Below are 12,142 nucleotides of genomic sequence, written 5' to 3'. Positions count from 1 at the left end.
CAGGATCGCTAGGGCCCCCGTTGTGTAGCGGCCTAGCACGCCGCCCTCTCAAGGCGGTAGCGCCGGTTCGAATCCGGTCGGGGGTACTGATCACAGGCCGGAAGGCTTGGATCGCAGTGGGCTATGGTGTAATTGGCAACACGACGGTTTCTGGTTCCGTTGTTCTAGGTTCGAGTCCTGGTAGCCCAGCTGGATCGCGACAGTAGTCAAGATCCTTGCCCCCGTTGTGTAGCGGCCTAGCACGCCGCCCTCTCAAGGCGGTAGCGCCGGTTCGAATCCGGTCGGGGGTACAACACAGCAAGAGGCCCTCCCCAGCAGGGGAGGGCCTCTTCGCGTATCCGGTCTCACGTGCTCGCCGAGGGCTCAACTCGGGCCGGTCGCCGCGGCGTTGGGGCGACCGGCCCGAGTGGGCACGAGGTGGCGGGAGAAGGGTCAGCCGGAGCGGCGCAGGGCCTCGGAGAGGCGGCCCGCCGCATCGATGACGGCCTGCGCGTGCATCCGGCCCGGGTGGCGCGTCAGGCGCTCGATCGGACCGGAGACCGACACCGCGGCCACGACGCGGTTGGAAGGGCCGCGTACAGGCGCTGAGACGGACGCGACGCCCGGCTCCCGCTCACCGATCGACTGGGCCCAGCCGCGGCGCCGTACGCCCGACAGGGCCGTCGCCGTGAAGCGGGCGCCCTGGAGGCCGCGGTGGAGGCGCTCGGGCTCCTCCCAGGCCATCAGGATCTGCGCCGACGAGCCGGCCTTCATCGTGAGCGTGGAGCCCACCGGCACGGTGTCCCGCAGGCCCGACAGACGCTCGGCGGCGGCCACGCAGATGCGCATGTCGCCCTGCCGGCGATAGAGCTGCGCGCTCTCGCCCGTCACGTCACGGAGGTGGGTGAGCACGGGGCCCGCCGTCGCAAGCAGGCGGTCCTCGCCCGCCGCGGCGGCCAGCTCGGCCATCCGCGGGCCGAGAATGAAACGGCCCTGCATGTCACGCGCCACCATGCGGTGGTGTTCCAGTGCCACGGCGAGACGGTGAGCCGTGGGTCTTGCCAGTCCGGTCGCCGCGACCAGCCCCGCGAGGGTGGCCGGACCGGACTCCAGGGCGCTGAGAACAAGGGCCGCCTTGTCCAGAACGCCGACGCCGCTAGAGTTGTCCATGCGTCGATACTCGCGTCTCACTCTGTGAAACGCAAGTTCAATTTCCCGTGGAACTTGCCACTCTGTACGTATAGCGGCCCGCGGACCAACGGGCCGGGACGTTCACGTCCGGTACGAGGGGTACGGACGTCGGCGACCACGATCTCTAGTTGGGCCGGCTCACGATGCCGGCCGGAGGGAAAGCGATGGGTAGGACACTCGCGGAGAAGGTCTGGGACGACCACGTCGTCCGGCGCGCCGAGGGCGAGCCCGACCTCCTCTTCATCGATCTGCACCTGCTGCACGAGGTGACCAGCCCGCAGGCCTTCGACGGCCTGCGCCAGACCGGTCGCCAGGTGCGGCGGCTCGACCTCACCATCGCGACCGAGGATCACAACACCCCGACCCTCGACATCGACAAGCCGATCGCCGACCCGGTCTCGCGCGCCCAGCTGGAGACGCTGCGCAAGAACTGTGCCGACTTCGGTGTGCGCCTGCACTCGCTGGGTGACGTCGAGCAGGGCGTGGTGCACGTGGTCGGCCCGCAGCTGGGTCTGACCCAGCCGGGTACCACGGTCGTCTGTGGCGACTCCCACACGTCCACGCACGGCGCGTTCGGCGCGCTGGCCTTCGGCATCGGCACCTCCCAGGTCGAGCACGTACTGGCCACCCAGACGCTGCCGCTGGCCCGCCCGAAGACGATGGCCATCACCATCGACGGCGAACTGCCCGAGGGTGTCACCGCCAAGGACCTGATCCTCGCGATCATCGCGAAGATCGGCACGGGCGGCGGCCAGGGCTACATCCTGGAGTACCGCGGCTCCGCCATCGAGAAGCTCTCGATGGAGGCCCGCATGACCATCTGCAACATGTCGATCGAGGCCGGTGCCCGCGCGGGCATGATCGCTCCCGACGAGACCACCTTCGCCTACCTCGAGGGCCGCGCGCACGCGCCCAAGGGCGAGGACTGGGACGCCGCGGTCGCGTACTGGAAGACGCTGAAGTCGGACGATGACGCGGAATTCGACGCCGAGGTGGTCATCGACGCCGCCGCGCTGTCGCCGTTCGTCACCTGGGGCACCAACCCCGGCCAGGGCGCGCCCCTGTCGGCGAACGTCCCCGACCCTGCTTCGTACGAGGACGCTTCGGAGCGCCTGGCCGCCGAAAAGGCCCTGGAATACATGGGGTTGACCGCCGGACAGCCGCTGCGCGACGTCAAGGTCGACACCGTCTTCGTAGGTTCGTGCACCAACGGCCGCATCGAGGACCTGCGCGCCGTCGCCGCGATCGTCGAGGGCCGCAAAGTCGCCGACGGCGTACGGATGCTGGTCGTGCCGGGCTCGGCGCGCGTGGGTCTGCAGGCCGTCTCCGAGGGCCTGGACAAGGTCTTCAAGGAGGCCGGCGCCGAATGGCGGCACGCGGGCTGCTCGATGTGCCTGGGCATGAACCCCGACCAACTCGCCCCCGGCGAGCGCTCCGCGTCCACCTCGAACCGCAACTTCGAGGGACGGCAGGGCAAGGGCGGCCGTACCCACCTGGTCTCGCCGCAGGTCGCCGCGGCCACGGCCGTCCTCGGCCACCTGGCCTCCCCGGCCGACCTGTCCGACACCGACGCCCGTACGCCCGCTGGAGTCTGATCAGCCATGGAAGCTTTCACCACGCACACCGGCCGGGCCGTCCCGCTGCGCCGCAGCAACGTCGACACCGACCAGATCATCCCCGCCCACTGGCTCAAGAAGGTCACCAGGGACGGTTTCGAGGACGGGCTCTTCGAGGCCTGGCGCAAGGACCCCGAGTTCGTGCTGAACAAGGCCGAACGGCAGGGTGCCACGGTCCTGGTGGCCGGCCCCGACTTCGGCACCGGCTCCTCCCGCGAGCACGCGGTGTGGGCCCTGCAGAACTACGGTTTCAAGGCCGTCATCTCCTCCCGGTTCGCCGACATCTTCCGCGGTAACTCGCTGAAGAACGGCCTGCTGACCGTGGTCCTCGACCAGAAGGTCGTCGACGCGCTCCAGGAGCTCGTGGAGAACGACCCGCAGGCCGAGATCACGGTCGACCTGGAGGCGCGCGAGGTGCGCGCCGAGGGCATCACCGCGGCCTTCGAACTCGACGAGAACGCCCGCTGGCGGCTGCTGAACGGCCTGGATGACATCAGCATCACGCTGCAGAACGAGGACGACATCGCGTCCTACGAGTCGAAGCGTCCCGCCTACAAGCCGCAGACCGTGCAGATCTGAACTCTGCAAGGCTGATTCCGGCCATCGCGACGAGCATCTGTACCCCCAATCGTGGACGGTTGGGGGTACAGCTGTGTCGGGCCCCGGAACGCTCCGGCCGGGCCGCTCGGGCGGCCCCAACTTCCCTGGTCCTCAAGGGTGTTCATGAGGTACGTGCCCCTGGCGGCCCCCTCCCGCGCAGGGCGCCCGGAGGGGCCCAGAAGGCGCGCCAGACACGGCAGTTACCCCCTGCGGAGGCGACAACTCGCCCCAGATGGCACAATCTGTGCATGGGACACGACGGCCAACTCCAGCTCTATACGGCGGTCGCGAACCAACTCAAGGAAGCGCACTCCAGAGTGCGTGCACTGCAAGTCCCGGAGGGCGTACGGATGGCGCTGACCCGGAAGCTGCTGGTCATTACGGCCGCGGCCAAGCACGATCTCGCCGATGCGGCAAGGCGTCTGGACCGATTCATGGTGGACCTCGACGAGGGTCGATTCTCGGAAGAGGACCACTGAAGAACTTCGTGACAGCCCGAGTACGTTGCGGCACAAGGGTGATTAGCCCGTTTCGTGTTTGATTTGCGGTATATATCTGCCTAACGTGCGAAAACGCCGGAGCGGATACGTTCCGGCAATGTCTCCGAAGGGGAAGACGTGAACAAGGCGCAGCTCGTAGAAGCGATTGCCGACAAGGTCGGCGGCCGTCAGCAGGCCGCGGACGCCGTCGACGCGGTCCTGGACGCCATCGTCCGTGCCGTCGTCAGCGGGGACCGGGTCTCGGTCACCGGCTTCGGCTCGTTCGAGAAGGTCGACCGCCCGGCCCGCTACGCCCGCAACCCGCAGACGGGTGAGCGCGTGCGGGTCAAGAAGACCTCCGTTCCGCGTTTCCGTGCCGGTCAGGGCTTCAAGGACCTGGTCGCGGGCTCGAAGAAGCTCCCCCGTGGTGGAGAGGTCGCGGTCAAGAAGGCGCCCAAGGGCAGCCTGACCGGCGGCGCCGCCGCGACGGTCAAGAAGGCCGCGGCGAAGAAGGCCACCGCCAAGAAGGTCACGGCGAAGAAGGTCACCGCCAAGAAGGTCACGGCCAAGAAGACGACGGCCGCGGCGAAGAAGACCACGGCCAAGAAGACGACGGCCGCGGCGAAGAAGACCACCGCGACGGCGAAGAAGACCACCGCCAAGAAGGCCGCGCCGGCGAAGACCGCCGCGAAGAAGGCCACCGCGAAGAAGACGGCGCCCGCCAAGAAGGCCACGGCCAAGAAGGCGCCCGCCAAGAAGTCCACGGCGCGCAAGACCACCGCCAAGAAGACCACCGCCCGCAAGAAGTAAGGGACGGGCGGCCTCAAGGGCTCCTCACGCGCCGGGCCGGGCTCCCCCAGGGGAGCCCGGCCCGCGGTGTGTCCGGGGAAGGCCCGGCCAAGGGCCGCTCAGAGTGTCTGCAGCGTCACCAGCGTGATGCGCCGCGCGTCCCCTTCGCCCTCGACCTCGATACGGACCCGCTGCCCGGGCCGCAGCAGCCGCAGACCGCCCGCGTCGAACGCCGGGGCGTCGAAGGACACGGGGGTCCCGTCGTCGAGTAGCACGCTGCCGGAGCGGGAGTCGGAGTCGTATGTGTACGCGGTGGCCTGCATGAAGTCAGCGTACTCAGTCCGGGATCAGCAGCCCGGCGGCCGCCCCCGCGGTGCGCGGGCCGACGCCGAGCGCCAGCGCCACCCGCAGGTCCTCGCCGGTGTCCACGTCCTGGCGTACGGAGTCGACGCCCGTCAGCGGGAGTTCCACGGCGCCCGAGGCGGCATGCCGAATGCGGGACGCGGTGCCGAATGCGGGGCGCAATTCCGTTCCCGGAGCCGATGCGAGAAGAGTGGTGCCGATTCCCGCCGCATCGGGGAGAAATGCCCGGGGAAATAGGGTCGCCTCCGCGAGAACCCGGGACAATTCCACCGGCCGGAGCGCCGGCAGATCGGCGTTGAGTGCCGCGACGGCGGCACCGGGGCGCCGGGCCCGCGCCGCCGCCGCACCGTGCGCGAGGGCCGCGTTCAGGCCCGCCGCCGGGGCGTCGGGGACGATCAGGGCGCCCAGGGCGGCCAGCTCACGCCCGGCGAGGACATCGTCCGTGACGACCACCACATCCCGCACGCCCGCCGAGGCGCTCGCGGCGGCCACCGTGTCCTGCGCGAACGCCAGCGCGAGTCCGGGACGCACCCCGTCGCCCGCCGTGGGCGCCAGCCTGCTCTTGGCCCGCACCAGGGGTTTCAGCGGTATCACCAGGGTCCACTGCACGTGAGGTCCGTCCCTTCGCGTCGCGCTCATTGTGGCCCGGTGTGTGAGGTGGGCATAAACGTCCGGGCGTACGGTGTTCTCGACAGACCGGCGGCCTGGGGCGACACTTGTGCGGCTGACCAGGTCCGAGAGGGCCTTCAGGGTCCATGGAGAAAGGTGTCCGAGTGTCCCGCCGCAGAATCGGCTTCTGGTACCGCCTGGCGGCGGTCATCGCTAAACCGCCGCTGGTGGTTCTGATCAAGCGGGACTGGCGCGGAATGGAGAACATTCCGGCCGACGGCGGATTTATCACCGCGGTGAACCACAATTCGCACATCGACCCGTTCGCGTACGCCCACTTCCAGTACAACACCGGGCGCGTTCCGCGATTCCTCGCCAAGCACGGGCTCTTCAAGAAGGGCTTCATCGGCGCCGTCATGCGCGGCACCGGACAGATCCCCGTCTACCGCGAGACCACCAACGCGCTCAGCGCGTTCCGTGCCGCCATCGACGCCGTCGAGCGCGGGGAGTGCGTCGCCTTCTACCCCGAGGGCACCCTCACCCGCGACCCCGACCTGTGGCCCATGACCGCCAAGACGGGCGTCGCGCGCGTCGCACTGCAGACCAAGTGCCCTGTCATTCCCGTCGCGCAGTGGGGCGCCAACCTCGTACTCCCGCCGTACGCGAAGAAGCCCGACCTGCTGCCGCGCAAGACGCACCACGTCCTCGCGGGACCGCCGGTGGACCTGGAGCGCTTCTACGACAGGGAGATGACCCCGGACCTCCTCAAGGAGGCCACCGAGGCCATCATGGACGCGATCACCGCACTGCTCGGTGAACTGCGCGGCGAGCAGCCCCCGCAGCGGCGTTACGACCCCCGCGAGGCCCGCATCGCGCAGCGCCGCAAGGCCAGCGCGGCCGTGGAGGCCGTGGAGGTCAACACCCTTGAGGGGCAGGCCGGTTCGGCCACCCTGGAGCACGGAAGTCCTGAGGAGAGCAAGTGACCCGACCCGTCAAGGCGGCCGTCTTCGGAACCGGCTCCTGGGGCACGGCCTTCGCCATGGTGCTCGCCGACGCGGGGTGCGACGTCACCCTGTGGGCGCGCAGGCCCGAACTGGCCGAAGCGGTCAACTCCACGCGTACGAACCCGGACTACCTCCCCGGCATCCAACTCCCGGAGAACATCCGGGCCACCACGGACCCCGCAGAGGCCGCGGACGGCGCCGAGTTCACCGTTCTCGCCGTGCCGTCCCAGACGCTGCGCGCCAACCTCGCCGAGTGGGCGCCGCTCCTCGCGCCCGACACGATCCTCGTCTCCCTCATGAAGGGCGTCGAACTCGGCTCCGCCATGCGGATGAGCGAGGTCATCGAGGACGTCACCAAGGTCGGCGAGGACCGCATCGCGATCGTCACCGGACCCAACCTCGCCCGCGAGATCGCCGCCCGCATGCCCGCAGCGGCCGTCGTCGCCTGCCGTGACGAAGCGGTGGCCCAGCGTCTCCAGGCGGCCTGCCACACGCCCTACTTCCGCCCGTACACGGAGACGGACGTGGTCGGCTGCGAACTCGGGGGAGCCGTGAAGAACGTCATCGGGCTCGCAGTCGGCATCGCCGACGGCATGGGCCTGGGTGACAACGCGAAGGGCTCGCTCATCACCCGCGGCCTCGCGGAGACCGCCCGGCTCGGCCTCGCGCTGGGCGCCGACCCGCTCACCTTCTCCGGACTCGCGGGCCTCGGCGACCTCGTCGCCACCTGCTCCTCGCCCCTGTCGCGCAACCACACCTTCGGCACCAACCTGGGCAAGGGCATGACGCTCCAGGAGACCATCGCCGTCACCAGGCAGACCGCCGAGGGCGTCAAGTCCTGCGAGTCGGTGCTCGACCTGGCGCGCCGGCACGGCGTCGACATGCCGATCACCGAGACCGTCGTCGGCATCGTCCACGAGGGGAAGTCGCCGGTCGTCGCCCTGAAGGAGATGATGTCGCGCAGCGCCAAGCCCGAACGGCGCTGACGCGGGGCTCTCCGGACGCTGACTCCGGCCCTACCAGCAGGTACGCTCAATCCGATATGAGCAGCGAGAACCTTCCCCAGAGCAGCCGCCCGTCGGGCCAGAAGCCCCGTGTGGCCGTCGTCTTCGGCGGTCGCAGCTCCGAGCACGGCGTTTCCGTCGTCACCGCAGGCGCCGTGCTGCGCGCCATCGACCGCACCAAGTACGACGTGCTGCCGATCGGCATCACGCGGGAAGGTCGCTGGGCCCTGACGGCCGACGAACCCGAGCGGATGGCCATCACCGACCGCAAGGTCCCGGACGTCGCCGACCTCGCCGAGTCCTCCGAGGGCGGCGTCGTCCTGCCCGTCGACCCGTCGAGCCGCGAGGTCGTCTACACGGAGCCCGGCTCCGTGCCCAAGGTCCTCGGTGACGTCGACGTCGTGTTCCCCGTCCTGCACGGCCCGTACGGCGAGGACGGCACCATCCAGGGCCTGCTCGACCTGTCCGGGACGCCCTACGTCGGCTGTGGCGTCCTCTCCTCGGCCGTCGGCCAGGACAAGGACTACATGAAGCGGGTGTTCACCTCGTTCGGGCTGAAGGTCGGCCCCTACCTGGTGATCCGGCCGCGCGAGTGGGAGCGCGATCAGGAAGGCGCCCGCCGCCGCGTCGCGGACTTCGTCGGCGAGCACGGCTGGCCGCTGTTCATCAAGCCCGCGCGCGCGGGCTCGTCGATCGGCATCACCAAGGTCGACTCCTTCGACGGCCTCGACGAGGCGATCGAGGAGGCCCGCAGCCACGACCCGAAGATCATCGTGGAGGCGGCGCTCGTCGGCCGCGAGATCGAGTGCGGCGTCCTGGAGTTCGAGGACGGGCCGCGCGCGAGCGTGCCGGCCGAGATCCCGCCGGTCCAGTCGCACGACTTCTACGACTTCGAGGCCAAGTACATCGACTCGGCGTCCGGCATCGTCCCGGCGCCGCTCACCGACGGGCAGACCGCCGAGGTGCAGCGGCTCGCGGTCGAGGCGTTCGACGCGGTGTCCTGCGAGGGCCTGGTGCGCGCCGACTTCTTCCTCACCGAGGACGGCGAGTTCGTGATCAACGAGATCAACACGCTGCCCGGCTTCACCCCGATCTCCATGTACCCGCGGATGTGGCAGGAGAGCGGCGTGAGCTACCAGGAGCTGGTGGACCGCCTCATCCAGGCGGCGCTGAACCGGTCGACGGGGCTGCGCTAGCGGCGCCCGCACCCGGGCACGTCAGTCGGCGATCCCTTCGGGGATCGCCTTCTTGATGGGTTCGGCGAAGTCGACCAGGGGACCGGCGCCCTCTGCGGCCAGCGCCTTCGGCAGGGTCACCTCCACGTACGCGAGGCGCAGCGTGGTCGTGAGCACCTGCGTGCCGTCGTCCCGCTTCTCGTAGGCCCAGCCCACGCCGTTCACCTTCACCGGGAGCGCCTGGGGGTCGTCCATGAGGGCGGGCCGCGCGACACCGCAGCGCAGTATGATCGCCGGATCTCCCCACCCCGCGGTCAGCTCGGACCGCGGAGAGGGGTCGTTCCTTCCGTGCCCGTCCACATTCTCCGGAAGGCGCTTGTGCAGGTTCCGGCACAGGCCGGTGACCTTGGCGTCCGGGGTGGGAACCGCTGCGTGCGCCGTGTCGTCTGCTGAGGAGCAGCCCGAGACGGCGAGCAGCACGGTCAGGGCGGGGAGCCCGAGGGCAAAGCGCGGCCGGTGACGGAAGAAGTTCACCGGCCAAGGTTAGACGGGGGCTACAAGTGCACGACCGGGCAGGTCAGGGTGCGGGTGATGCCGTCCACTTGCTGGACCTTGGCGACCACCATGCGGCCCAGCTCGTCGACTGTGTCGGCCTGTGCGCGCACGATGACGTCATAGGGACCTGTCACGTCCTCGGCCTGGATCACCCCCGGGATCTTGCCGATCGTCTCGGCTACGGTCGACGCCTTGCCGACTTCGGTCTGAATCAGGATGTACGCCTGTACCACGGAACCTCCAGGGCGGCCACGAGGATCATGTGGGGAGAAGAGACGCCACGGTATCGCGTCGCCGCTCGCCGCGGGGAGACCCGCGGTGGCTGTGGCGTACACACTGCGACTGACGGACGGCGGGCACCGGTCGACGGGCCGGTCCCGCCCATGACAATGACCGTACCCATGACAGAGACGGCTCGCGACCGCAAGCGGACCGGGGCAGAAGGGGCAGTACGCGCATGAAGGGCACCGTCGGCGAGCTCGGCGAGTTCGGGCTCATCCGAGAGCTCACCTCCCGGCTCACCACCACCCCGGCCGTACGACTCGGCCCGGGCGACGACGCGGCCGTGGTGGCCGCGCCGGACCGCAGGGTCGTCGTGAGCACGGACATCCTCCTCGAAGGGCGGCACTTCCGCCGCGACTGGTCCACGGCCTACGACGTCGGGCGCAAGGCGGCCGCGCAGAACCTCGCGGACATCGCCGCGATGGGCGCCGTCCCGACCGCTCTCCTGCTCGGCCTGGTCGTCCCGGCCGAACTCCCCGCCAGCTGGCCGAACGAGCTGATGGACGGCCTGCGCGACGAGTGCCAGGTCGCCGGCGCGGCCGTCGTCGGCGGCGACGTCGTACGCGGGGACACGATCACCGTCGCGATCACCGCGCTCGGCGACATGCGCAACCACGAGCCGGTCACGCGCTCCGGCGCGCAGCCCGGCGACGTCGTCGCGGTGACCGGCTGGCTCGGCTGGTCCGCGGCCGGCCACGCGGTCCTCTCGCGCGGCTTCCGCTCGCCCCGCGCCTTCGTCGAGGCCCACCGCAGGCCCGAGCCGCCGTACCATGCGGGCCCCGCGGCCGCCGGGCTCGGCGCCACCGCCATGTGCGACGTCAGCGACGGCCTCATCGCCGACCTGGGCCACATCGCGGAGGCCAGCAAGGTCCGGATCGACATCAAGTCCGGCAAGGTCGACGTGCCGTCGCAGATGAACGACATCGGGCAGGCCGTCGGCGTCGACCCGATCCAGTGGGTGCTCACCGGGGGAGAGGACCACGCCATCGTGGCCACCTTCCCGCCGGACGTGAAGCTGCCCGCTCGCTGGAAGGTCATCGGCGAGGTCCTCAACCCGTCCGCGCTGCCCCAGGTGACCGTCGACGGCGCCGCCTGGACGAACAAGGGCGGCTGGGACCACTTCGGGGACATAGAAGCCTGACGGACGGCGTCCAGGGGCGCGGCGGCACCACCGCCGCGCCCCCGTGACCCCGTGGGCCCGCCTCAGCGGCCCGCGAACGGGCCGGGCGCGCCCAGGAGGGCCGGATAGTCCTTCAGGTCGAGCGCGGTCGCGGCCTTCTCCGTCAGACGCTTGAAGAACCCGGCGAGCAGGCGCGAGCTGAGCAGCCGGTACATCCGGTCGCGGCTGCGGATCCGCCGCTCCGTGGGCGGCGCGAAGAACGGGCCCGCGTTGCCCGAGATCTTCTGGCAGCCCTTCGCGAAGTCCGCGATCTGCGCCTCGTAGGCGGCGAAGGCGCTGCGGTGGTCGCCGCCGGCCAGCGCCAGCTCACCGGCCAGGACGTACGCGCCGACGATCGCGACGCCGGTGCCCATGCCGCCCATCGTGGCGCCGTACCCGGCGTCGCCGAGGAGCACCACGCGGCCCTCGGCGAGCCGGTCGACGTGGATCTGGGCGATGGCGTCGAAGTACAGGTCGTCGGCGTCCCGCAGCGCCTCGATGACGCGCGGCGCCTCCCAGCCCATGCCGGCGAACCGGTCGGTGAGGATCTTCTTCTGCTGCGCTATGTCCTTGCGGTCGTAGTCGAGCCGCTCCGAGCGGAAGACCAGCAGGGCGCCCGCGCGGTCCGGGTCCCCGTCGTAGTTGCTGACGCCGACCGCGCGGCCCGGGTCGCTGTGGAGCAGCCCCGCGCGGTCGAGGCCCAGGTGGTTGGGGACGGCGAAGCCGGCCACGTAGTGGTCGAGGAAGCGCAGGTACCGGGACTCGTCGCCGAAGGCGAGGCGGCGGGTGGGGGAGTGGAGTCCGTCGGCGGCCACGACGAGGTCGAAGCGGCGCGGCGCGGCCCGCTCGAAGGTGACATCGACCCCGTTCCCGTCCTCGTCCATGGTGGCGATCGAGTCGCCGAAGACGTACTCGACCCTGCCCACGCTGTGCTCGTAGAGGATCCGGGCGAGGTCGCCGCGGAAGATCTCCACGTCGCCGCTCATCATCTCGGCGGGCAGGTCGACGCGGGGGGTGCCGTCGGCGTCGACGACCGTCTGGCGGCCCATGTGGGTCTGCCGGGTGTGGATGTCGTCCCAGATGCCGAGCGCGGTCAGGACGGTGCGGTGCACGGAGCCGCGGAAGTCGACGGCGAAACCGCCCTCGCGCAGGGCGGGGGCCTTCTCGACGACGGTGACATGGGCGCCGTACCGGGACAGGGCGAGCGCGGCGGCCGGGCCGGCGACGCTGGCGCCGGAGACGAGGACACGGAGGTGGGAGAGGCGGCCTGCGGAGCCGGCGGTCAGGTGTGCGCTGGTGTTCGTCATGTGCCGAGCGTCGCGGGCGCCGCTGACCGC

At 70.4% G+C, this 12,142-nt stretch carries 14 protein-coding genes and 3 tRNA genes; 11 read left to right on the top strand and 6 right to left on the bottom strand.

The features are described from left to right. The first annotated feature begins 13 nt into the window (after positions 1–13). The 3 genes from EOT10_RS21920 (at position 14) to EOT10_RS21910 (ending at position 290) form a co-directional block, all read left to right on the top strand. Positions 14–86, top strand: a tRNA-Glu gene (locus EOT10_RS21920). Between the two features lie 31 nt (positions 87–117). Beyond that, positions 118–189: transfer RNA gene (locus EOT10_RS21915), tRNA-Gln, on the top strand. A 28-nt stretch (positions 190–217) separates the two neighbouring features. After that, positions 218–290, top strand: a tRNA-Glu gene (locus EOT10_RS21910). 142 nt (positions 291–432) lie between these two features. Here EOT10_RS21910 and ndgR read toward each other — a convergent pair. Continuing rightward, positions 433–1,149: an IclR family transcriptional regulator NdgR gene (gene ndgR / locus EOT10_RS21905; protein ID WP_127829978.1), complete on the bottom strand. Its 717-nt coding sequence runs from the start codon at positions 1,147–1,149 to the stop codon at positions 433–435. A 185-nt stretch (positions 1,150–1,334) separates the two neighbouring features. On the opposite strand from ndgR, the gene leuC reads away from it, so the two are divergent. From leuC to EOT10_RS21885, 4 genes are all read left to right on the top strand, one after another. Continuing rightward, a complete protein-coding gene (leuC, locus tag EOT10_RS21900; RefSeq protein ID WP_127829977.1) occupies positions 1,335–2,765 on the top strand; it encodes a 3-isopropylmalate dehydratase large subunit in 1,431 nt (476 codons plus the stop codon). A 6-nt stretch (positions 2,766–2,771) separates the two neighbouring features. Then, entirely contained in the window at positions 2,772–3,365 is a 594-nt protein-coding gene (gene leuD / locus EOT10_RS21895) for a 3-isopropylmalate dehydratase small subunit (protein ID WP_127829976.1), read from the top strand. A gap of 269 nt (positions 3,366–3,634) precedes the next feature. Then, the gene (locus EOT10_RS21890) at positions 3,635–3,865 is read left to right on the top strand and encodes an SCO5555 family protein (protein WP_127829975.1); all 231 of its coding nucleotides are present in this window, start codon (positions 3,635–3,637) and stop codon (positions 3,863–3,865) included. A gap of 138 nt (positions 3,866–4,003) precedes the next feature. Continuing rightward, positions 4,004–4,675, top strand: coding sequence for an HU family DNA-binding protein (locus EOT10_RS21885; protein WP_127829974.1), 672 nt, complete (start codon positions 4,004–4,006; stop codon positions 4,673–4,675). Between the two features lie 98 nt (positions 4,676–4,773). Here the strand turns inward: EOT10_RS21885 and EOT10_RS42070 are convergent, their stop codons facing one another. Together EOT10_RS42070 and cofC are read right to left on the bottom strand one after the other, a co-directional pair. Next, positions 4,774–4,977: a hypothetical protein gene (locus EOT10_RS42070; RefSeq protein ID WP_223281130.1), complete on the bottom strand. Its 204-nt coding sequence runs from the start codon at positions 4,975–4,977 to the stop codon at positions 4,774–4,776. Positions 4,978–4,990: 13 nt separating this feature from the next. Next, complete coding sequence (gene cofC, locus EOT10_RS21880) at positions 4,991–5,626, bottom strand: 2-phospho-L-lactate guanylyltransferase (protein ID WP_223281129.1); 636 nt, start codon at positions 5,624–5,626, stop codon at positions 4,991–4,993. Positions 5,627–5,790: 164 nt separating this feature from the next. Between cofC and EOT10_RS21875 the strand changes: the two genes are divergently transcribed. From EOT10_RS21875 to EOT10_RS21865, 3 genes are read left to right on the top strand one after another with little or no spacing between them, the layout of a single operon-like run. Continuing rightward, positions 5,791–6,609 (top strand): lysophospholipid acyltransferase family protein, encoded by an 819-nt coding sequence (locus tag EOT10_RS21875; RefSeq protein ID WP_127829973.1) that lies wholly within the window; start codon positions 5,791–5,793, stop codon positions 6,607–6,609. Then, positions 6,606–7,616 (top strand): NAD(P)H-dependent glycerol-3-phosphate dehydrogenase, encoded by a 1,011-nt coding sequence (locus EOT10_RS21870; RefSeq protein WP_127829972.1) that lies wholly within the window; start codon positions 6,606–6,608, stop codon positions 7,614–7,616. Before EOT10_RS21875 ends, EOT10_RS21870 begins: the two co-directional genes overlap by 4 nt. 56 nt (positions 7,617–7,672) lie before the next feature. Further along, positions 7,673–8,830 carry a D-alanine--D-alanine ligase family protein gene (locus tag EOT10_RS21865; protein WP_127829971.1) on the top strand — a complete coding sequence of 386 codons (1,158 nt, stop codon included), beginning with the start codon at positions 7,673–7,675 and terminating at the stop codon, positions 8,828–8,830. 21 nt (positions 8,831–8,851) lie between these two features. On the opposite strand, the gene EOT10_RS21860 is transcribed toward EOT10_RS21865, so the two are convergent. Continuing rightward, a complete protein-coding gene (locus EOT10_RS21860) occupies positions 8,852–9,343 on the bottom strand; it encodes a DUF3515 domain-containing protein (RefSeq protein ID WP_127829970.1) in 492 nt (163 codons plus the stop codon). Between the two features lie 20 nt (positions 9,344–9,363). Continuing rightward, on the bottom strand, positions 9,364–9,597 hold the full coding sequence (locus EOT10_RS21855) for an Lrp/AsnC family transcriptional regulator (protein WP_037625030.1): 234 nt from the start codon (positions 9,595–9,597) through the stop codon (positions 9,364–9,366). Between the two features lie 224 nt (positions 9,598–9,821). Here EOT10_RS21855 and EOT10_RS21850 point away from each other — a divergent pair, with 224 nt between their 5' ends. Then, a complete protein-coding gene (locus EOT10_RS21850; protein ID WP_127829969.1) occupies positions 9,822–10,787 on the top strand; it encodes a thiamine-phosphate kinase in 966 nt (321 codons plus the stop codon). Between the two features lie 62 nt (positions 10,788–10,849). Here EOT10_RS21850 and EOT10_RS21845 read toward each other — a convergent pair whose 3' ends face one another. Beyond that, a complete protein-coding gene (locus tag EOT10_RS21845) occupies positions 10,850–12,112 on the bottom strand; it encodes an FAD-dependent monooxygenase (RefSeq protein WP_127829968.1) in 1,263 nt (420 codons plus the stop codon). Between the last annotated feature and the right edge of the window lie 30 nt (positions 12,113–12,142).

Origin of the sequence: Streptomyces antnestii (assembly GCF_004005495.1) — a bacterium.
In the GTDB taxonomy this organism is placed as follows: domain Bacteria; phylum Actinomycetota; class Actinomycetes; order Streptomycetales; family Streptomycetaceae; genus Streptomyces; species Streptomyces antnestii.
The sequence above is the reverse complement of the archived record's forward strand: the minus strand, read 5'-3'. Positions and strand labels throughout refer to the sequence as shown.